Raw genomic sequence first — 23985 nt, forward strand, 5'->3', positions numbered from 1 at the left:
AGAGGGGGTTGATCAAGATTTAATGGGTATTTAATAAACGGTTAAAGGTTCTATCAGCATAGAAGCTGACCTAATTATACCGCCGCGAAAAAATCCGCCAAACTGGTCTCCATATTGGTCAGCTGAAGCTTCTTTCTGAGACGGGTTCGAGCCACATTGATACTTCGTACACTCTGCCCTGTCAACGATGAGATTTCCTTGGAGGTCATGTTCAGTTTGACAAATGCACAAAGCCTTTTTTCGTTAGGAGTCAGGTTTGGAAATTTCTGCTCCAATGTCTTGTAAAAATCTTGGTGGGTTTCATTGAACAACAACTCAAATTCTGCCCAAGTCTCATCCTTCGTTCCCTGCTCCAAATTTTTGATCACCTTCTGAATGGTGGATACTTGCCCTGCCTCCATCTGCTCTGACAGGTCCTTAAGTTGTTGAATGACACGGTGGATAAGTTCCTGCTTCTTGTATTGGTACAATGCTTTGGTTACCATCTCCTTATTTTTATAATCCAAAGAAAGGCTCAGGGTTTCTCGCTCCCTTTCAACAGTTCTTTTCTGTAACTTGAGGTAAAAGATGCTTCCCATTGCAACCAATACTGTAAGGAAGAAAATGAGACTTATTATCAGGTAGGTATTGAAACGCTTCTTTTCCAGTTCCAGCTTGTTAGCAGCCTGCTCTTTTTCAAAGTCATAGGAATATTCCATTTCAGCAATCTCCATGACCATCCGTAAATTGTAAAGGCTATCATTGAGTGTTTCATGCAGCTTTTGCTCCTGAAGTGCTCTTTCAAATTGCCCTTTTGCTTCATACACCTTTATCAGCCCTTGCTGCAAATTGATATGGTCTGTTAAGTCTCCAGTTATTTTTGAGGCAGCTATCCCTTTCTGGAAATAGAATTCAGCAGAATCCAGTTGTGACAAGCGCAAAAAATATCGTCCCAGATTATCATAGTTCTGGGCCATCCCTTTGGTATCGTCCTGTGCTCTCCTGATCTGAAGCGAGTTATGAATGTTAGTATAAGCCTCATTCATTTTTCCTTGACCTAGCTGAATATTGCCAATATTATTCAGGATCAATGAAATGTTCCGCTTATCGTTATTGGCAATAGAATATGTAAGTGCCTTATCATAGTATTCCATGATTTTGACCGTATCTTTTTTGTGCTCATATATTATTGCCAGGTTATTATAGATTGACGATAGGTATAGGATCTTCTTGGGAAATGCTCCTGCTGAAGCGCTTTCTTCTATCAGCCTGATCGACTCAAGGCAAGTTTCTTCCCATTTATCAATATCACCTAACCTGAAGTGTACGACACCCATATTGATCAGCAGCTTTATATAGAGTGCTTTATCCTCCAATGCTTCTGCCTGTTTCATCCCCGAAATAAAATGGGTAATCGCCTGATCAAACTTCCCTTTTTTGGTATAGGTTCTACCCAACAAATTATGAACATGAACAAGTAAACTGTCCTGAAGATTTTCCTCTTCCCCCAAAGTCAAAGCCGTCTTCGCATACAGGTAAGCCGAGTCGAGGTTTCGGCTCTGGTATTTATTCCCTAGCTCTAGCAGTATTTTTAACCTGCTTTCGCTGGTAAGATCTTTGGAAAGACAATGCCTCAAGCTATCAACTTTAGATGTTGGAGATTGGGTATAAGCTTGTACAGCAAACAGGATTACTGTAAGTAAAGGCAAAAGGTATTTTGTAAATAGAGAAGTACGCATCGCAAAAAGTTTTATAACAATGATGTCTTTAGTTTAGGTTAAATCAGGCTTATAGCTTTAATGTTCCCTGCCATTAAACAACTCGGACACTAGCTTTTAGGCACTTATAAAAGAAAAGCCTTAGTAACAAAAGTCGCCAAGGCTTTCCTGTTTAAAATCATATGTAGGGACAACAAGGACAGTTATTCAAGTAGTGTCCAGCTAGTATAAATAAATGCTGTCCTCATATTACCCCATTTTGGTTTGTTACGGACAAACCAAGTTTGCCCGTAACAACTCCCATTACTTTTTAATGACTTTACGAACGGCTGTCTTGCCTTCAGACACCAGCTGAACATAATAAATACCAGCTGGCTTTCCTGTTAAATCAACCGTGTAAGTCTCTGATGATTTTACTTCATCACTGAATAGTACCACACCGATTGCATTCACCAATTTAACTGTGATGTTACCTTGGCTATTTGCCCAACGGATATTCAGGTAATCACTTGTAGGGTTAGGGTACAATTGCAACCCTGTCACCTCAAGATCATCATTAACTCCTAACACAACCTCTTCCGTTACTTCAAGTGCCATATCAAAAGTTTTCTCTGCACCTTCCGTATCAGTAGCTGTTATTGTGATAAAAGTCTGTCCGATAGATACCGGCGTAACGATTGCTTTGGTACCTGAAACATATACTTCAGCGATTGATGCATCTGCACTGCTTAATGTATACGTCAGCATGTCTCCATCAGGATCAGCGAATACAGAATCAAATGTAAATGTGTATTGCTTGCTGATTTCAACTTCCACTGCTGTCAGCTCAGATACTACTTCAGGCGCACGGTTAGTGTTAAGCACAGCCACCTGCAAATCATAAGCTTTTTCTGCTCCGTACTCATCAGCCGCTATAAAAGTGAATGTATAGTTACCTGCCATTTCATAACCTGTACCGAATGATACAGCTAATGCACCATCAGCATAGGTAGCTGTTAGGCCATCATATACATCTGCCGCTGAAACTGAAGTAATGCTATCCATATCAGCATCTGTTACTGGAATGCTCAACATAAGCGTATCTCCTTCATTTACTGTTTGCGATACAGGCATACTCATCACTGGTGCAGAATTGACACGCAGATTGACATGTACTTTGGCATCCTCAGCATATGGGTCATTACTACCAATCTTCAGGAATGCCTTATGCGTACCTGCTGCCAATTTTGATGCATCAATAGCTACATTTACTGTTTGCTCCTGCTGGCTGGACACCTTGCCATGAGCAGGGTCAAGCGTTACCCAATGCTCAGGATTAGCTGACATTGCGCGCATCTTAATAGCGGTAGTGTAATAAGTTATCTCATACAGCTCGTACCAATTTGAACCATCATCAGGTGTTACAAAATAGTGGCCGTATGCTGTCTTGCTTTCAAGGTCAAGTGGAGCTGTATAAACGATGTCTTCCGGTATTGCTACCATGATGAAGAATGACTCCCCATTTTCAAACAGGAATTTCTCATCCAACTCTACTGTATCCCAAGCGCCTACTTCATCACCACCGAAGTACTCCTGTGTCAACATAACTTCAGCTGAAGCAATGTCATTTCCTTTCAGTACTGTGATTACGAAAGGAGCCGTTGAGTTCTCTCTGCGGAAATAATACTTTAAGTGCGTCAGGTAGAAACCTTCAGGCTGGTTCACATCATATTTTGTTGCCAGCTTAATCTGGTTTGTCCCTTCTCCAAAAGAGTAAATTCCGTAAGGCTCCGTTTTAGGCTCATCGTATGCCAATGAGTCTGCAAATACTTCTGGTGTATAAGCGTCTTCAGCTACCGACATTTCCATTACTGGAAGTACTGACATTTGCTCAGCCTTGAATGGTGATGGAATAGGACTCATCATATTCATTGGCATTGCTGAAGTTGTTGCCATAGCTCCAACACCTCTTTCTGCATCCCATCCCCAGTGAGCAAGACCAAATGACATTCCGTAATCCAATGTTGCCTCCTCACTATCATTAGAGAAAGTGTAGGCAAATTGCTGTTGCGTTCCTTCGTTGACAATCCAATTTAAGGTATCAGTACTATAAGAAAGTACCGCAGCAATCAAGGCATCACCACTAACTGGCAATGAGAATTCCTGCTCGTCAGCAACAAACACAAGGTTAGCAGCATGTACATCAGCATCCATCGCATTAAAAGTCAACTCCACTTCCAAGCTTCCAAATGCAGGAATCACAGCACCAGAATCAAGACTCGTATCAAAGTAAGCTGTATCTGCATCAAACAGCACTGAAGTTACAGGTGCTGGCTTACTACCTTCATTATACACTGTAAAGGATGTTGTTGCCGTCGCAGAACCGTCATTCAAGAAGAATACTTCACCAAAGTCCACTGAAGCAACACTGAGTGACAGATCTGACGCACCGTATACATCCAAAGCAATTGGTGTCTCTGTCAGCTGAGCGCTAGCATCATTGGTAAATACCTTGATTACATCCGTATATGAATCTACATCCATACCTGTTGCTGTGTACTGAAATGGAACTTCAACTGTTTCTCCATTAGCCAGCTTTCCAAAGAATGGTGGTTGGATCATTACAGCTCTGTATGACCACTCAGATTGACCCGAAGTCCTCTTGGTTTTGTTTACAACCAAGCCATACTCCTCACTTGGATCTTCAATACCAATCATATAGGAATTGTAATCCATGTCATCCGAATCAAAGGTATTGTACTGGAATTTTATCCTGCCATCAGCATACAGGTGTAGCTGGAAGGTATATGAACCTCCATATCCTCTATAGTAATAGCCCACCTCATTCCACTGAAGGACTGCATATTCGTCAGTTTCATAGAAGTAAACATCAGAGGTTTCATTCAGAAGATGTGAACTCGTCCAGAATGGCGCTACAATTGCCCAGGACCATATGTGTAAGGGAAACTGTAAGAGGGTACATTACCATAAGTTGTCTCTGACAAGTCAAATGCGATAAACCCGTAATGGAACGCATTGAAAGTAGTATATTCTCTACCAAAATAAGGGAATACAAACTTCGTCAGTTCAAGTTGTGTACTGCGTTTGTTGTTGGCATACTTATCTTTAAGTGATATACCAATCTCAGAGATATCTTCCCATTCATAATCAATCTCAGTGTAAGTATAGCCGAATCCATTGTCCATAGAATCTGCATCAACCTTTCTGTTGTTGATCTTCATCCACTCCGGTGCGTACACTGTATAGATCAGGTCTGTTCCCGGTTTCGTGTTGGAGATAGTCACTGTCGCAGACTTACCTGCTTCTGTTCCGTAAGCCAAACTGTCTTTTGACAAATCGTCACCGTTCCATGCAAAAGATGCCTTTGGTGATGGAAGTGCTACACCACTCAAAACAATATTAAAGGTGTCAAGTGCTGCTCCCTTGCTGGCATCCAATGTAATAACTGATACAGTATCTGTATAAGTACCCTCTTCTATAGGAGAGAAGAAAAGGCCGTATGATTTCACTGCATTTGGTGCCAAAGTAGCCGTACCGGAAGAATCCGATGCAGTGAAACGCTCGAATGAGAACACTGATGAATCAGACAGGGCTACTACTTTGTAGTACTGCTTATCAGAACCAGTATTTGAGAATTCAAATCCTCTTGCTACTGTCTCACCACTTCCGGCAATCAGTTCCCCAAAGTCAATCACCGTTGTTGTATCCACCTCAAAGTTTGGCTCACCCGCTACAAATGCTTTTGCAGCGTACACAGACTTAGTACTTCCATCGTATTTCATTGAAACTATGAAAGACTTAGCGTATGTAGTCGCATTCTGACCTATCAAATTCAAGGTAAAGTTCACTGCCAATGTATCTCCTGGCTGGAGTGCCCCACTTGCTGGAGAAATATTGATGATATCAGCATCTTCTTGATCAAACTCGAAGTTCGCCACTTGGTTACCTGTATTCATAATCAGGAAAGTAGAATCAACCTGAACACCAGACATCAGTGTATCATATACCGTCACTGAATCATCAGTAGTAAGCAATGTCATATATTCCACCTGAGGGCCTACGATGTAATTGACCTTCATAGGAATTTGCAAGCTATCATTATCAGCATTCAGGTTCAGATTTGTATAAATTGAACTTTCCAACCCTGAGGACTGGCTGTTTGCCCTAACCCTGATCTTCGTTTCATAACCTGGCTTTAACTCAGCAACGGTTTTAGGGTAGATGTAGAATTTAGATGCATCAGCACCCTCTACCACAATTTGAAGGTTGGTAAGTGTTTCCTTTCCTTCATTTTTCAGCATTACTTCCACATAGTCAGAAGCCTTGCTTTTGAAGAGTGTTCCGAAGTCAATTTCAGCAACACTAGCAGTCAGTTCTGGATTATGCCCCGTAACTGTTACGTGTGCATACTTTCTGATGGCACCTTGCTTTGGATCATCATGCATCATAATCAATGGAATCTCGTATCTGCCATTGTTCAGTGCCTGACCATCAAAGCGAGGAGTGATCTCAATCTCCTGATTTGGCTCAATTCTACCTGATGGAATGTCAAACCTCACCAATTCAGCGTTTCGTTTGCCTTCATATGCGCGTACCATAAACACCTCACCCCATACCTGTCCGGCATCTGTGTAGTAGTGAAGTCCTTTGTGCAACCTTACAAAGCTAGCACCTGTTTTAGCAAGCGTTTGTGTACCAATTGGGTAAGAAATACCATCCGGAGTTCCAACTACAACCCAGAAGGTTTGACCTGCTTTCACATTTACCTTCGCTGAAAGTGTTGTCTCAAACCAGCCACCATTTCTTAGGCCTCTTACATACTTTCCAGTTGATGCCAACGGCTCACCAGTTGGTCCATCCTCGCCGCCAACATAAATACCAAAATCATACTTGATTGGATCGTAAATTTCAGTTGCAATAAATGCTGATACATGCGTAAGCTCCATATCACGCTCAGCTACAAACTTGTTGGCAATCACTACCCCAAGTTTGTCACCATCGTGAAACTCACTGAAACTTCTCATAAAATCAGGATTGTCCTTTGTATCATGACGAACAGTATCCAAATAGGTATAAAAATTTGGACTCTCATCAAAACTAGGACTTAACAGTGGTTGAATTCCTGTATCAACTGGAGCCTGATACTCCAAGGCTGAAGGCGCAAAAGTCTCAGAAGCTGAAGACGCATGTGGTAGTGAAGCTGCTACAGCTGCTGCTGCTTCCTCCTCCATTTCTCCAAAACCTTCTACCAGCCAGTAAAACCTTGACACGCCTTCACCTGTATTCTTGAATGAGAACGGAGCATTTGCATACTGACCATTTTCCACATTGATATTTACCTCCAAAGGAGTCTCATCTGTAAGTGCCAATACACCTGCTCTCCAAGTTGTAGCTACCAATGGTGCTGAAACCGGCGAAAAGTTTCCATCCACGTCTTTTGCCCTAATACAAACTGTATATGTTGTATTTGGCTCCAATGGTGAAATCAACAAGTTACCAACTGTACCAGTGGTCGTTACGTGGTGCTCATAAGCAGTTGCAACCTCAACAATACTAGCCAGTTCCTCCTCACTATATACACTGTCTTCTCCATGGAACCTTCCTTCTGCTACCAAAACCTGATAGTCGTTGATTCTAACACCAAACTTATTGGTAACCAGTAACCAACCAATATCAAATGAGTTTTCATCATAACCGTAGAAACCCCAATCTGCAATTGCCGGAACTTCCTCCGCATCGTCTACCAAAGCAGCATACGCATCAATACGTCCAGCACCCAAGTAACCAGCCATTGTTGGGTTGTAGTCATCAATATTTTTGGCTGTTGCCTGAAGACGTGCCTTTACCTGATCTGGTGTTAACTCATACAGGTATTTAGATGCAAGCAAAGCCGCTATACCTGTCACATGGGGGCTGGCCATTGAAGTACCTGTCCATGCCGGACCTCCGTACTTATTGCCAGGAAGCGTTGAATAAATCGCAGTACCCGGTGCCGAAATATCGATTTGAGGGCCAAAACATGATGAAAGGTGTTTCCTGTCAGCATGATCTGTATTGGCAACTGCAAATACTTGCTCCAGATTTGCCGGATACATAACATTTGGACGTGTATAAGCACTAGTAGCAGAGAAGTTACCAGCTGCAAAAATTGGAAGACCACCCTTCAGAGCTCCTTCAAACTCACCTGTAACAGGGTTCTTACCTGCATTTGCAATGTAGTAATTGATACAGTCTTCCATCAATACAGATGGTAGACCACCGCCCCAAGAGTTATTTGAGATGGTAGCGCCATTATCAGCTGCATATATAAATGCCTCTTCAAAACCTCCTACTATATCACCATAATTTGGGTGATAACTGAAAGTAACACAGGTCATCAGGCGAATACCATCACCTTTACCGCTACCACCTGCAACACCTGCAAGTCCAATACCGTTATTGTTCGTCGCAGCGATAGTACCAGCTACGTGCGTACCGTGTGAACCAACGATAATGTGCGACATGTTATCTGCAAAATTCCAACCATGGATATCATCTACATAACCGTTACGGTCATCATCAATTCCGTTGTTAGGAATTTCATCCTCATTCACCCACAGGTTATCTTTCAGGTCTTCATGGTTGATGTCAATACCACCATCCAGAACGGCTACCACTACTTCAGGACGTCCTGTTTCAATCGTCCACGCCTTTCTTACATTGGCATCAGACCCTACTCTACCTTCAGTCTGTCCCACGTTTTCGTAGTGCCACTGATTATGGTAAAGCGGATCATTTGGCTTCTCTGTCATTGTACGGTTGTGAGCACCACTTTCCTCAACCTGACCGAACTTTCTGTAAGAAGCCTGCATCTCTACATGCTCAACCTCAGTCAGTTCACCATACTTAGTGATTAGTTCTTCGGTTGAGATAGTGCTATCCACCCTTACTTCATACCATAGGTCTAACCCGTATTCACGGTGCCTTGTCTCAAACCTTCCAGCAGGTCGGAAAACCCTCTTCAGTTTTGTAGCACGAAACTCACCATTCAAGATATTGAAGTCCACCAACCCTGTACGTACAGGATCAATCCCTTCTTCTTCTGAAATGTTGACTGCTTCTTCAGTCAATTGGGAAGCTGCTTCGGGCGTTAATTTAACCCGAATCACCCCCTTTGTAAACCCTCCTTCTGTGTCCTGGGCAGTAGCAATACTCCCCCCTATAATTAGGGAACCCAGTAGAACGAGTAGTTTAAAAGTTAGTAACTTCTTTTTCATAAATTTTTGTTTGTAGTATAAAAGATTGGGCCCCTCATCTAATCAAATAATAATTGAATTGGTTGTATTGATGTGAACCACTTTGTAATAAAATTTTGACAATTGTTTTAGCATTAACAGTGGTTCAATATTGACAATAATTAAATGAGTTGCACAGTGTTACTCCTTAACCCTTTTACTACAGGCATTAAAAACAACCATAACAACACCACTCAAAGCCCAAAAAGATGTTTTTTAAATGGGAAAAGTACTTTTTAGATAGGGTTAAAAAACAAGAAGGGAGGTTTGAATCACCAAAACATTAAAATGAAATACACCACACACACAATACAATCAATCACACAACACACCAAAAGCAAGTAATAAAAAGTAAAATACAGCTAAACAACGAATGATAATATGTTTTTCTTAAGTGATATAATGGGATAGGAATATGAAAACAGCAATATCACATCAAGATTGACCAATGTGAAAGAAAAGTATAATACTACATTATTTTTACATGATCTTATATTTCACTAAAAGCCATATTTTAAAACTAAAAACCAACCAATTGTTATATATATAACTAGTTATTTTAAACAACAATAGCTCATATTTATATAGATTTTAGATTCGCAATAATAAATAAAAATATAATCTCATCCTGCTTAATCTATTGACCATTAAACACAAAAATCCATCATAAACCTGAATCAGGCTTATGATGGATTTATATACATTTTATCTCTTTGTATTCTAGGTTCCTACCCTACGTAGATCTCACAAACTAGCTTCCCTTACATCTCCATTAAGAAAGTATTCAGGTTGGTACTTGTATTTGTAAGTTTTAGCTTTTTTCTCAGTCGTGATCGGGCTACCTCAACACTCTTAACACTTTGATGGGTAATATCTGCAATTTCCTTGGAGGACATTCCCAACCTCAGTAAGGCTGACAACTTTTCTTCTCCCTGAGTCAGATCAGGAAAATCTTCTCGCAGTTTTTCATAAAACCCCTTGTGCACTTTCTGGTACCTGACTTCAAACTCCTCCCAAACTGTTTTGTTGATACTCGAATTGACATCTTTGATTACCTGCTTAAGTACTTCCTTATCTTCAGGTTGTACTTTTTCTTTTAAAGATGACAGTTGGATCACAACTCCTTCCATTGCCGCATTCTTTTCCAACAGGTATATTTCCTTCATTACCAGTTCCCTTTGCCTGAGCTCAAGGTCCTTTTCCAATGACTGTTTTTCAAAGTAAGTACTCGCTGCACGGCTCCGATTCAACCACAGAATCAACCAAGTTATCACCACTGCAAAAACCAGCAGGATAATAATGATACTATAAATAAGTCTTGTTCTTTCCTGTTCTGCCTTTGCGACCTCCTCCTTTTTCTCAAAATCATATAGCATATGGAGGCGTGTGATTTCCTTGATACTTTGCTCGTTGAAAATACTGTCATGGTAAGTCAGGAAATTCTCATGAGCTTGCAATGCCTGATCACTTCTACCTAATTCCTTATAAATAGTGTAAAGGAAATAAGAAGCACTTTCCATATGATCCAAGGCACCGATCTGGTCAGCACTGCTCAAAGCGTCCTCTGCTCTTTTCAATGCTTCCTTCGGCAATTCCTTCTTCAGGTAATAATTAGCCAAAAGCAAGTTACTCTCAATTAACTGTAACTGGTTGTTGGTTTGCTTACTATGCACTTTTGCCTTTTGAAGATACTCAAAAGCCTCTTTATCATTGTCCATGTGAAGGGCATTGTCCGCAAGGTTATTGTAAAGTGCACTAAATCCTGATAGGTCATCTATGTCATAGGTATTGGCGATTTCAAGTGCTTTCAGAAAATATTCTTTTGACTTATCAAAATCCTTTTGTTCTGAGCTGATACTACCAAGGTTGTTGTAGAACTTGTAGACCTGATTGATATTGGATGAATCCCCTTTTTCCAGCAATTTCTCTTGCTCCGAAATCACGTACCTTGAGAGTTCAGCAGCTTTGTCATACTCTTTCATCTGCATATGGACAATACAGATATTGCTGATCTGCCCTATTTCACGACTGGTATCACCCAACTTCTCATATATCTTACGACACTTGATAAAATAGTCAAGTGCCTTACTGTGTTGTCCACTCTGAAACAGTAAAATGGCGATCTTGTTATTGGCAAAACCTTCCATTTCAAGATTTTCTATCTTTTTGGAAAGCACCAATGCCGCCTCGGCATATTCTAAACTTTTATCAAAATCATTGCTTAGGTAAAGTTTGGATAAATCCAAAAGCAGCAACGCTCTGACACTATCATCAACAGCTACTTCGAGCTGGTGTCTCAAGCTATCTACAGCAGTCTGCTTTTGCGCTATTCCACTAACCGACAGCAGCAAACCTATAATTAGACTAATTATCCTCTTGCTCATTTTCTTATGCCTGAAATGCTATTCCCGCTGTTGGTTTTTAACTTACCTCTTTATTTTTAGTAAGGATGAATCAACTCTCTCTGTCATACAAGTGGTCACACCCTCAACCGCAATTTATATATTATTTTAATAAAAATATAGATTATTTTTACACCTTTCATTGTAAATAAGACACTTTTATTCCTCTTTTCACCTAAAACTCAGATGAAAACTACATTCTCAATAAGTTTTCATCACTCCCTGTTCTCATATGCACATGAATCGATTTAGAATGGAATTTCTTTGATAATTTTGTTTTTGCGCAATCGATTGCATAATTTCATGGCAGCTACAACCAAAATTTAAAAAGTCCTTCTCCAAAAACTAAGGAGTATGGATACATATAAGGTATTTTCTTAAAACCAAAGACAATGCAATCGATAACACAGACCCAAACGATTTTTACTGAAAACTTTCTGCTCCAAAACAAGACAGCAGAAGCGCTCTACCATGAGTATGCCAAGAGTCTTCCGATTATTGACTATCACTGCCACCTCCCTCCTAACGAGTTGGCTGCCAACAAACAGTTTGAAAACCTGACACAGGTTTGGCTGTATGGCGATCACTATAAGTGGAGAGCGATGAGGACTTACGGTATTGATGAAAAGTATGTCACTGGTCAGGCGAGTGATCAGGAGAAGTTCCAGATGTGGGCGAAGACGGTTCCGCAGACTGTCCGCAATCCACTTTTCCATTGGACCCACCTTGAGCTGAACCGCTATTTCGGGATAGATGAGTACTTGAATGAAAAATCAGCTGACTCAATTTATCAAGCCTGTAACGAAAAGCTGACGTCAGGAGATTTTTCTGCAAGGGCTTTACCTGTACAGATGAATGTAAAAGTAATCTGTACGACAGATGATCCGACAGACTCACTGGAGCATCACCTGAAATTACAAGCTGAGAATTATGCGGTAAAAGTGCTGCCCACTTTCCGTCCTGATAATGTGCTGCGCATTGATGAACCTGCTTTTTTCCTAGACTATATCCAAAAATTGGAAAAAGCGGCTAACCAAGATATTGCTACGCTGGATGATCTGCTATCTGCACTAATGAGTAGAGTTGAGTTTTTCCATCAGGTGGGTGGTCGCCTTTCTGACCACGGACTGAATTACCTATTCTCCGCAGACTTCCATTTGGACACTGTTAAGAATGCTTTTCTAAAAGCTCGAAACGGACAGGCAGTAAACCCTGAAAATGCAGAGCAGTACAAATCGTATGTCCTATACGAATTGGGCAAGATGTATCATGCCAAAGGCTGGACACAACAGTTCCACCTAGGGGCTATCCGTAATAACAACGAGCGATTCCTTCGCACGTTAGGCGCTGATTGTGGAGTAGATTCAATTGGTGATTTCAGCCATGCGGAAAATATGTCACGTTACTTCAACCGCCTTGACAATGAAGATGCATTGGCTAAAACGATCATCTATAACCTGAACCCTGCGGACAACGAGATATTCGCTACCATGATTGGTAATTTTCAGGATGGCAGGACTGCTGGCAAGATGCAATTTGGTTCAGGCTGGTGGTTCCTTGACCAAAAGGATGGGATGGAAAAACAAATGAATGCGCTTTCCAATATGGGATTGATCAGTCAGTTTGTGGGTATGCTTACTGACTCACGCAGTTTCCTTTCCTACCCAAGGCACGAGTACTTTAGAAGGGTACTCTGTAACCTGTTTGCTAAGGATATGGAAAGCGGGCTATTGCCACACGATATGCAATGGATGGGTGGCATTATTAGCGATATCTGCTACTACAATGCAGAAAAATATTTCAGGTTTTAACCCAAAAGCAATTCAATAATGATTACGCAAGAAAATATAGTAAACAATAAAAAAGAGAAAGTAGCCCTTCCGATTAGGGTACTGCAGTTTGGGGAAGGAAATTTTCTCCGTGCTTTCGCTGACTGGGTGATTGATACCCTCAATGAGAAAGCGGACTTCAATACAGGTGTGGCTGTCGCTCAACCGATCCAACATGGCATGACCGATGTACTGGCAGCACAAGCCGGTCAGTATCACCACCTGATTCGTGGTATTCAAAAAGGAAAGCAGGTCAACGATATCAGGCTAGTCAATTGTATCCAGCAGTCGATCAATCCTTTTGAAACTCCTGAAGCCTTATTTGATTTGGCGAAAAGTGAGGAACTTGAGTTTGTGATTTCTAATACCACTGAAGCAGGTATTCAGTTTAAGGAAGAAGCAAAACCTGAAGGACTTGTCCTAGCAGAGACCTTTCCCGGCAAGCTGACACAACTGCTGAAAATCCGTTTTGACTACTTCAATGGCGATGAAAGCAAAGGATTGATTCTGATTCCTTGCGAACTGATCGAGCAAAACGGTGATACGTTGAAAGCTTGTATTATCTCCTATGCCAAGCAATGGAATTTAGGGGAGGACTTTGTAAAGTGGATTGAAAACAGCAACCATTTCTGTAATACCTTGGTAGACCGCATTGTACCGGGTTATCCAAAAGATGAGTTGGCACAACTGAAAGACAAACTGACTTTCGATGATAAGTTGGTAGTTGCTTCTGAGGTATTTCACTTGTGGGTAATTGAAGCCTCACAATATGCAAGAGAGCGTTTCCCTGCAGATAAATTCGGATTGAATGTCGTCTATACGGATGACATTACGCCTTACCGCACCCGTAAGGTGAGAATCCTGAATGGCGCGCATACTTCTATGGTTCCTGTTGGTTTGCTTTCGGGTATTGAGACTGTAAGGGAAAGTATGGAAGATAAAGTGGTCGGTGATTATATCCGAAAAGCCATGCTGGAGGAAATTGCCCCTACCATTGACTTGCCGAAACAAGAGATTGAGGACTTTGCTCACGAGGTAATGGAGCGTTTCTTGAATCCATTTATCAGACATGAGCTGAAAAGTATTTCCCTCAATTCTGTTTCGAAATACAAGGTTCGGGTACTGCCTACAGTTAAAGACTACTACCAATCCAATGGCAAGTTACCACAAAGACTGGTACTGGCTTTGGCATGTCTGATCAAGCTTTACCTGTCTGATGATTTCCAGATCAATGACAATGAAGAGGTCAAAGTATTTTTCGGTGAGTTGAAAAAACAGGCAGGCTCTGTTCAACAAATTACAGAGAAAGTCCTTTCCAATACTGAATTCTGGGAAGAAAACCTTTTGGATTTGGGTAACATGTCTGAACTGGTAAGCAATTTCCTGACACAGATAGCAGAAAAAGGTATTACGGAAACCCTTCAATCAATTCAGTCATGAAAGCAATAACGATACATCCCGATGACAACTTGGCGGTAGCATTGAATAACTTACCGAAAGACGCTTCGGTATCCGTTAACGGAAACAACTATACGCTTCAGGAAAACATCACCCTAAAACACAAGTTTGCCCTTGAAGACCTAGCAGCTGGTGACGAACTGTATATGTACGGCTTGGTAGTAGGCACTGCCAATCGTCCAATACAAAAGGGGACTGCCATCACCACTGAAAACGTTACACATAAAGCTGCTGCCTATGACCTTGACCGAATGGAAGAATACGTATGGGTAAGGCCTGACGTATCCAAATGGGAAAATAAAACCTTCAATGGCTACCACCGTACTGACGGTCAGGTTGGTACACAAAATATATGGTTGGTGTTTCCGCTTGTATTCTGCGAAAACCGTAATGTGGAAGTGATCAAAAAAGCGTTAGGCAAAGCCTTGGGTTACGACACAGACAACCAATACGAAAGGCTAGCCAAGCAACTGGTCAATCAATACGAAACGGGGTCTACTGATACAGAAACCGTTGTCGCTACTGAAACCAAGAAAGAGGTATTTGACAATGTAAAGGTACGTTTTATCACACACCAAGGTGGTTGTGGTGGTATCCGTCAGGATGCTGAAGCCCTTTGCAGATTGCTAGCAGGTTATATCAAAAATCCCAATGTCGCAGGTGCTACTGTACTAAGTCTTGGCTGCCAGAATGCAGAAGTAAGTCTTTTCCAAAAAGCACTGAAATTACAACAAGTAGACAAGCCCGTTATTATTCTTGACCAACAACAAACTGGTAAAGAAGAAGACCTTGTCAGTACAGCAATAAGAGAAACATTCGACCAACTGGTAAAAGCCAATCAACTTACCAGAAAACCTGCACCACTTAGCAAACTTAATGTTGGGCTAGAGTGTGGAGGCTCTGATGGTTTCTCAGGTATCTCTGCCAACCCTTCTGTTGGACAAGCCGCAGACCTAATCGCCGCTTTAGGTGGAAAGGTAATGCTTGCAGAGTTTCCAGAACTTTGTGGCGTAGAGCAGGAACTGATCAACAGGATAGGCAACAAGCCTTTGGCTGAAAAGTTTACAGGTCTGATGCGTCGCTATGAGCAAACTGCCATCGAGGCTGGATCGGGCTTTGATATGAACCCTTCTCCAGGTAATATCAAGGATGGACTAATCACCGATGCCATGAAGTCCGCTGGCGCAGCACGAAAAGGTGGTTTCTCTCCTGTCCACGATGTATTGGATTATACCGAATATGCACAAAAAGGCGGACTAAGTCTGCTTTGTACACCAGGCAATGATGTGGAATCTACTACAGCACTGGCTGGTTCCGGAGCCAATATGATCCTGTTCACTACGGGCTTGGGCACACCAACAGGAAATCCTGTAGCGCCTGTCATCAAGATTTCATCCAATACCCAACTCTCAGAGCGAATGCCTGATATTATTGACCTAAATGCAGGTCAGGTAATTGATGGCAAAACAAGTATTGAGCAAATGGGTGAACAGATGTTGGATTTGATTATCAAGGTGGCTTCAGGAGAGGTGGAAACCAAAGCCATGACATTGGAACAATATGACTTTATCCCTTGGAAACGGGGGGTATCGCTGTAAATGAAGTTTTGTGAGTTATTTTATAAAAAACACCTTCAAAGACCTTTGGTATTTGAAGGTGTTTAGTGTATCAATAAGTTGAAATCATAATCTAGCATACAAGCCTAATCTTTATCTAAATTAATATTAAGGAGGATCTCTGATTTTACTTTTTTACCATCTAAAATCCCCGGCTCCCATTTACCCATTCCTTTCAAAACAACTCCTATTTGTTTCTTAAGCACAGGCAAGTGTTTTTCATTGATTGGCTTTAAAATATGGGAACTATCAAAACTCCAATCCAACATTTCCCCTGTATTGTCAATCGTAACAATCACTTCTATATATTGATGCAAATGCATAGGAATTGTATCCCACCCTTTCGGATAAATTAGGTCCCTTTTTATAAAATACTCTGGATAGGTCATTTTATAAGTAGGGTTTTGATCTAAATGCCAATACATATAGGTTTTTGTCTGCCAAGCTGCTAAATAAATACTGTCTGCCTTTTTCTCCATACTATCAATAAAACCTTGACTGAATCGGGATTTTACCACACTATCCATATAGTAACCATAGCAATTTCTTTCAACTGTAGTACATGACAACCTGCTATCAAAGTGGATATTCTCTTTTGACCACAGTTCTTTAAGCTCTTCGTTGTAACGTGGCGTTCGCCCATAATATACTGTAAAAGTCAAGCTATCTTTTTCGGCATCAACTTTTGCCTTTTCTAGCTGCTCAAGACATTCTGTAGATGAATAATCTAATCCAAATTCCCATATATAGTTTTCGACCAAAGCTTCCTCTTTATCCGAAGTAGTATTTTCAGATTTGTTGCAGCTCACCAGAAGAACAAGTAAAAGAGATATACTTACGGTAAAATACTTCATCATATTCAATAGTTAGCAGTTATCAGTTTTCTGACCATAATAATGAGCATCCTAGGAATCGTTACAATATCAAATTACTTTCTAGACTAACTGATGATCATAGCAAAAGCTCATGATAGCTAGTTTCTTGCCATTTTGTTTTCACAAAAAAACAGCGAGCGTCTTATTCAACCCTCGCTGTCAAATGGCTATTTATGCCTGTACTGTTTTTTTCTATAAAACTTCCAGCTTTGCTTATTTTTATTTAGCGTAGCATTAATTGTCTCAAAGCCATGTGGAAAACAAAAAGAGCAGCCCATTAGCTCTCCCAATTCCAACCTAGAAACTTTTACATTCGAGATTTTAGACGGAAAATCTGCAAAACCAAACTCATTTTCCCCAAAGGCATTCAAGAACACTTTTTTGTCTTTCATATCATTGCATTTAGATGAAACCATCTAATGCAATGCACCTTTTTTAAAAGTGATTAATCTTATCAATTGGACTTTGTTTAATATAAATTTCTATATACAAACAAAACAATAAATGGCTTATACCAAAAACCCGACTTACAATGTAAGCCGGGTTTCCTTCAGCAAATATGAAAACATGTTTTTTTACTACTCCTTGATAAACATCTTGAGCCTTGTAGGTCCATGTGATTTCAATTGAATGATATAGATTCCTTTTGGCAGCATACTGATATCCACACCAGTTTGCTGGTCTTCCAATTTGATTTTCAACATTTCCTTTCCTTGCAAGCTGACTATTCTCACTTCCTCCGCACCTGTAAAATCAGGTACTTCAAGGGTAAAGAAGTTGGTTGCTGGATTTGGAAACAGGTTTACATCTGCCAGCTTATCCATGACTTCCATCCGCTTTCCAAGTCTTGCACCACTGCTGATTTTACCAACCCCTGCATTGGCTACTATCACAGATGGCACATTGGCAGAAGTTGTCAGAATTGAAGTATAGCTGTAAGGGATACTCGCTGTACAATCCAATGGGTCGTTCACATCTGACTGAGACAGGTTCCAAGTCACATTGTCAAAGGTATTGCCACTTTCATCAGTTGCGCCCAAGGTGCTGCTATAAGCTGATACAATTGGGTTCTGTGAATCCTTAAAGTAGTTGTTTTCTACCTTCAGACAGGCTCCCATTCTTGAGTTGACTCCCGTGGAAGCTATACCACTGTAATAGTTATTAAAGATATGCCCGCTACCGAAACGGAAGAGCGGCATTCTTGAGTTCACATTGTCAAAGTAGTTATGGTGGATGGTGATTTTTCGGTCGTAGTTATCAGAATCAGAACTACCAACCAGCATCATTTTCCAACTGTCATGCATATAGTTATAGGAGTAAGTAATGTACTCAGCATCTTTTTTAGCATCCAGCAAGCCGTCATAGTAATCCTTATCCACACCATCGTATTCTGCATACAATTCACAGTGATCCACCCAAACATGATCGGCAGGACCTTCAATGCTGACCGCATCCTTATCGCCAATATTCACATGGTGTACCGTTACATTCTGAATAATCACGTTGCCTGCCCTGTACACCTTGATGCCAATACCATCAAACACACCTGAAGTACCTACTCCTATAATGGATACATCTCTTACATCCTTGATGTCAATCTTGGTAAAGGATGTATTCGACGGTGTTACCGTACCATTTACATAAATAGTCAATGGCTGTGAAATGATGTCATCCTTCTTTTGATCAATCAGATCCATAATACAGTCGCCTGTACTACAGGTATAGCTGACACCTCCCTGTCCTCCGGTAGTACCTCCTGCCAAAGATGCATACCCGATTGGTCCTCCTGTTGATGGTGGCGGCGTTGATGTTGAGATAAAGTTTGCTACAATTGATTTGTTTGCATCCAATGTAAGTGTCAATGGGTTTGTTGAGCCAGATGCATCACCTCCCCAACCTGAGAACTCATAGCCACTGGCAGCTGTAGCAGTTACTGTAACCTGTGTGCCATTATCATAGGTACCACTTGATGGGGTAACACTTCCCTGCCCTGTTACACTGGCTGACAATGTATAGGTTGTGGTTCCACCTCCACCATTGTCTCCACCACCAGTACTGCCTGATGCATTGTACACTTCAAACTCTGCGATCTGTGGAGCTGAGGAAGCAGAAAGAATCACAAGGTTAATCTTATCCAATGTAACATCTGAGAATGTAATCGTCTTCTCTGACCCTAACCCACTTCCTGTTGCCAAAACGTCACCTGTATCGTGGTTGACCACTTCCCAACTACCTACGACATCCCCGATTTCCTTTATGACGATGGTATTACAGGTTACACTACTGCTCCACTTGATAGAAATCCGCTCATTGCTTGTACTACTTGGTTCCCAATAGGTACTGGTGTCACCATCTCGCACATTGCCATAAGATGTTCCTCCACCTTTACTTGTTCCATCAGAGCCGACTCCCGGACCTGTTATTGCCAGATTGTCTCCCAAGTCTCCGCCACCTGACTGCGTATCTTCTATAAAGGTGGCTGTAATGGACTTGTTACTACTCATCGTTATGGTCAATGGATTGGATGCACCTGAAGCATCTCCACTCCAGCTACTGAATGACCAACCACTTGCTGCTGTTGCAGTAAGCGTTACACCTGTACCATCATCAAAGGTTCCACTTGATGGGCTTACTGAGCCTTGTCCTGATGAAGTTACTGACAAAGTATATTGTGGAATTTGAATCTCAGTAAAGTTAGCTGTCATAGATTTATGGTTATCCATTGTCAAGGTCAGTGGATTTGTTGTACCAGACGCATCTCCACTCCAACCTGTAAACTCGTATCCAGATGCTGGCGTAGCAGTTACAGTTGCCTGATCTCCGTCATTGTAGGTACCACTTGTTGGTGAAACACTACCCTGACCTGTATAATTGGCTGTCAATGTATAAGTAGTGATAGTTGGCGTTCCTGTTGCATTGTAGACTTCAAACTCGGTAATCTGTGGAGCTGAAGAAGCTGAGACAATAATCAGGTCTATCTTACCAAGGGTTACATCATCAAAGGTGATGGTTTTACTTGTACCCAAACCACTTCCTGTTGCCAGTACATCTCCATTATCATGGTTGACCACTTCCCAACTACTCACCACATCCCCGATTTCCTTTATCACGATGGTATTACAGGTCACATCACTACTCCATTTGACCGAAATACGTTCATTACTAGTACCACTTGGCTGCCAATAGGTACTGGTATCACCATCTCGCACATTGCCGTAAGAAGTACCACCGCCTTTACTTGTTCCGTCAGAGCCTACTCCCGGACCTGTAATGGCTAAGTTATCCCCTAAGTCTCCACCTCCTGACTGTGTGTCTTCAGTAAAGACCGCTGTAATAGATTTATTTCCATCCATGGTAATCGTCAGTGGGTTAGAGGAACCTGATGCATCTCCACTCCAGCCACTAAACAACCAGCCACTAACTGGAGTAGCTGTCAATGATACAGAAGCCCCATCAGCAAAAGAGCCTCCAGATGGACTTACTGATCCCTGACCCGATGAAGCCACCGTCAATGTGTAGCTTTGCCCTGATACTTCTGTGAAGTTGGCAACAATGGACTTGTTTCCATCCATTGTTAAACTCAATGGGTTCGAGCTGCCTGATGCATCTCCACTCCAACCTGTAAACTCCCAACCACTTGCAGCCGTAGCTGTCACTGATACCGTTTCATTTGCATTAAACGTCCCACTGCTTGGCGTTACACTACCTGAACCATTGACAGAAGAAGAAAGTGTATATGTAGTAGGCGGTGTTACAGTCCCTCCATATTCAATGGCTCCTATATCAAGTGCTGAACCATTGTAAGCCACTCCTGAAACTGTGCATCCTGCATCAATAAAACCACTGCTGCTAGCCAAGTTCAGGAAGCCATTGGACGTTGGGTCGCTGTCAGGACCTGGTGTCATGGTTTGAAAATCTGATGTGGTAGTCACCAATGTCCACTGTGTATCGGTATCATCAAAGGCATTACAACCTGTTGGTGCATCTCCCACAATCCTGTCAGTATGATTTCCACTCAACGTGATATTGTTTCTGAAAATGTGTGTTGCATTATCCCTTGTGTGATAGTTGTAATCGCCATTGTTGTAAGAAGTATTGTTGTAGAACTTAATGCTACCAATATTTCCGTTATCCGTAAATCCGTGTTTTCCATTGTTGAAGGCGATACAACGCAAAACTGTATGGTTCACTGTATTGGAAGATGACCCTAGCTTAAAGCCGTTCTTGTCTCCACCTCCTGAAGTACTTCCGTCACTCAATGTTCCATTATTGTGGGCAATACAATCTTCCAACAGTATTTCCCCAATTGGTCCTGTTTCAGACTTGGTGTACATATCCCAACCATCATCGATATTATGGTGAGAAACACATCCACGAAAGACATTGCCATCCCCTACCGTCAGCTTGGGAGCAAAACCGTCTGCATCCTCCGCATCACTGTCTGCATTATCATGCGACTCGCAATTCAGAATCAGGTTATACGCAGGCCATTCACTTTTCGTGTCTGCACTAGTGCTATAACGGCTCAGCTGTAACCCCGAATCATGGTTATAGCGGAACACACACTCCTCAATGATACAGTAGTTGGCCGAAAGCAGCATGCCGTTATCACCTGCCTTCTCGATGATAATCCCTTTCCAGTGCCAATAGTGGGCATCCTGTACAATTCCCCGACTTGAGGAAAGTTCCACGTCATCAAACTGAAGTACAGGCACTTCACTTCCATAAGCCAATACGGATATCATTGCACCGGAAGTACCACTTTTTGAGCGGTCAATCACAAAGGAGGTTCCCATTGAGTAAGTTCCTCCTCTCAGGTAGATGTTGTCTCCTGGTGTTACCATACTCACTGCTTGTCCCAAAGTAAGGAAGGGTGCAGAGATTGACCCTGAGTTACTGTCATTGCCATTAGTGGCAACATAGTAGTCTGCTGCGAAGGCATTCATCCATACCGAGAGCAGCATGAGCGTAGCAAGTAGAATAGTTTTTTTCATTGCATTCAAATCTTATGTGAAATAAAGGTTCATTGGTTGGTTACAATCAAACCTATCAAAAGTGATATGAATACAAGTCCCAAAAACATAACCGCCCGTTGAGCAAAGTGAACAGATGTTGCAAATTGGAATGGAGTGGTACCGCCATAATTTTATGCTAACAGATTGTGAAATTATGCAGAGTGGTGATCCATATTTCGCAGGTAACGACTCGGGGAAACCCCTATATGCTTACTAAAAGTTTTTGAGAAGGAGTTGGGAGAACTGAACCCGGTTTCCTTTGCGATGTCTGCAATACTTAGCTTCCGTTCTTTAAGTAGCTCAATCGCTTTTTTGATTCGGAATGCATACAAATACTCTGAAGGTGTCTGACCTGTCTGTGACTTCAGCTTGCGAAACAACTGGCTTCGGCTCATGCAAAGGTCTTCAGCCAATTCTTCTACACTCAATTCTGTATTGCTGTAATGCTCATTCACCACATCCAGTAACCTCGACAAAAAATTCATATCCAATTTTCCATCTCCCTTCCCGGATTCAATCAGTAAACCGTCCTGAATGTTCTGCAGCAACCGTTCTCGGTTCTTTAGCATAGCCAGCAACTTTGCCTTCAGTACCTCCGCATCAAAAGGTTTGATAATATAGTCGTCTGCTCCTTGCTGATACCACTCAACCTGATCCTGCTGTCGGCCACTGTCAGCCAAGACAACCACCGCCATATGATTTGTGACGACATTCCCTTTCAACTCCTCATAGCATGCAAAGCGACTTTCTTCCTTTTTCATACTCCCTAACAATATAAGGTTAGGTTCAAAATCAAAGAGTGCTTTTTCAGCTGACTTCCAATGCTGTATTGCCAGCACCTGAAACGTATCGCATAAAACATGTGTCAGGAAACGGAGTAAATCCGCATTCTTTTCTACGATAATAAGTTTGTAACTGGTAGACGCAAAATCTACTAAGGGAATGGGGTCCAGCTTGTCTTCTGTGTTATTTTCATCAGGAAAAGCCTGTATATCCTGTGAAGTATTTTCTTCAAACAGGTCTACCAGTTGCTCGAAGGCACCTTTTAGCTGACCTCCAACCTCAAGAGTGCATTCCACTTCCCTTTTCAAAAGTGAGGATTTAGTGGATTGTTTCGTCAAGCTAGCCAAGGAAGTCAGCATTAATGTTAGTGGTGTTCGAAACCGTTGAGTCGCTTCATAAAGACCTTTAATTTTTTCAGTTTGCTCTTCTGATTGTTGCCTGTGTTTTTTAAGACTATTCTGAAGCACTTTATACCTGACCCAAAAAAGATATAATAGATGAATGGTAAAGATAAAACCCAAAAGTAAAATCGAATATGCTATTGCTCCCAAACGTTCTTGAAGGTGCCATTCATTTGTCAGAAGCAATACAGATAAGATAAAGTCCGGTACAACATACAGCCACTCAAAAAAGGTCAAATCATAAAAATAAAGTTTCAGTAAAGATAGTGGTGTTTCGGTTAGGAAGTAGATTAGTTTCATACACAGTCAACATACTGTTGCTTTAACACTTAAAGCAAAACAATGAAAAAAAAGCCGATGACCTGAATTATAGTATCGGCAGTATAATGTGATTTTTAATATACAGAATACAATTTTTGAAGACTCTTCCATATTCAACAAATGCTATTCACATTCTAATAAATATAATAGTACCATATACAGTTATTATTGCTTTAAAACTTGATTGATGTATTGAAAATCATTAGAATAGGGCACAAACAGAAACCTATTGATAAACCGGACAGTTGCCCTAGCAATAACCGTCATTTTTCATTGCTGATTAGCAGTACACTGCTTCCGATACTAACAATTTG

General features: G+C 41.4%; 11 protein-coding genes. 3 read left to right on the forward strand and 8 right to left on the reverse strand.

The genetic code is table 11. The features are described 5' to 3' along the window. Positions 1-74 precede the first annotated feature (74 nt). From V6R21_RS03140 to V6R21_RS03155, 4 genes are all read right to left on the reverse strand, one after another. Complete coding sequence (locus V6R21_RS03140) at positions 75-1718, reverse strand: tetratricopeptide repeat protein (RefSeq protein ID WP_334240803.1); 1644 nt, start codon at positions 1716-1718, stop codon at positions 75-77. A 282-nt stretch (positions 1719-2000) separates the two neighbouring features. After that, a complete protein-coding gene (locus V6R21_RS03145; RefSeq protein ID WP_334240805.1) occupies positions 2001-4517 on the reverse strand; it encodes a T9SS type A sorting domain-containing protein in 2517 nt (838 codons plus the stop codon). A gap of 92 nt (positions 4518-4609) precedes the next feature. Continuing rightward, positions 4610-8953: a S8 family serine peptidase gene (locus V6R21_RS03150; protein ID WP_334240807.1), complete on the reverse strand. Its 4344-nt coding sequence runs from the start codon at positions 8951-8953 to the stop codon at positions 4610-4612. Positions 8954-9732: 779 nt separating this feature from the next. Continuing rightward, positions 9733-11355, reverse strand: a complete 1623-nt coding sequence (locus tag V6R21_RS03155) for a tetratricopeptide repeat protein (protein ID WP_334240809.1) — start codon at positions 11353-11355, stop codon at positions 9733-9735. A gap of 410 nt (positions 11356-11765) precedes the next feature. On the opposite strand from V6R21_RS03155, the gene uxaC reads away from it, so the two are divergent. Genes uxaC through V6R21_RS03170 form a run of 3 tightly spaced genes read left to right on the forward strand, consistent with a single transcriptional unit; the run spans position 11766 to position 16258 of the window. After that, entirely contained in the window at positions 11766-13184 is a 1419-nt protein-coding gene (gene uxaC / locus V6R21_RS03160; RefSeq protein WP_334240811.1) for a glucuronate isomerase, read from the forward strand. Between the two features lie 18 nt (positions 13185-13202). Next, positions 13203-14642 carry a tagaturonate reductase gene (locus tag V6R21_RS03165; RefSeq protein ID WP_334240813.1) on the forward strand — a complete coding sequence of 480 codons (1440 nt, stop codon included), beginning with the start codon at positions 13203-13205 and terminating at the stop codon, positions 14640-14642. Continuing rightward, positions 14639-16258 carry a UxaA family hydrolase gene (locus tag V6R21_RS03170; RefSeq protein WP_334240816.1) on the forward strand — a complete coding sequence of 540 codons (1620 nt, stop codon included), beginning with the start codon at positions 14639-14641 and terminating at the stop codon, positions 16256-16258. The genes V6R21_RS03165 and V6R21_RS03170 overlap by 4 nt, the downstream gene beginning before the upstream one ends. Positions 16259-16362: 104 nt before the next feature. On the opposite strand, the gene V6R21_RS03175 is transcribed toward V6R21_RS03170, so the two are convergent. The 4 genes from V6R21_RS03175 to V6R21_RS03190 all read right to left on the reverse strand — a co-directional run bounded on the left by V6R21_RS03175 (position 16363) and on the right by V6R21_RS03190 (position 23650). Further along, entirely contained in the window at positions 16363-17133 is a 771-nt protein-coding gene (locus tag V6R21_RS03175) for a hypothetical protein (RefSeq protein ID WP_334240818.1), read from the reverse strand. Positions 17134-17318: 185 nt separating this feature from the next. After that, the gene (locus V6R21_RS03180; RefSeq protein WP_334240819.1) at positions 17319-17543 is read right to left on the reverse strand and encodes a hypothetical protein; all 225 of its coding nucleotides are present in this window, start codon (positions 17541-17543) and stop codon (positions 17319-17321) included. Between the two features lie 186 nt (positions 17544-17729). Then, on the reverse strand, positions 17730-22145 hold the full coding sequence (locus V6R21_RS03185) for an InlB B-repeat-containing protein (protein ID WP_334240822.1): 4416 nt from the start codon (positions 22143-22145) through the stop codon (positions 17730-17732). 173 nt (positions 22146-22318) lie between these two features. Beyond that, positions 22319-23650, reverse strand: a complete 1332-nt coding sequence (locus V6R21_RS03190) for a helix-turn-helix domain-containing protein (protein ID WP_334240824.1) — start codon at positions 23648-23650, stop codon at positions 22319-22321. Between the last annotated feature and the right edge of the window lie 335 nt (positions 23651-23985).

It is taken from the genome of Limibacter armeniacum (assembly GCF_036880985.1).
GTDB classification, from domain to species: domain Bacteria; phylum Bacteroidota; class Bacteroidia; order Cytophagales; family Flammeovirgaceae; genus Limibacter; species Limibacter armeniacum.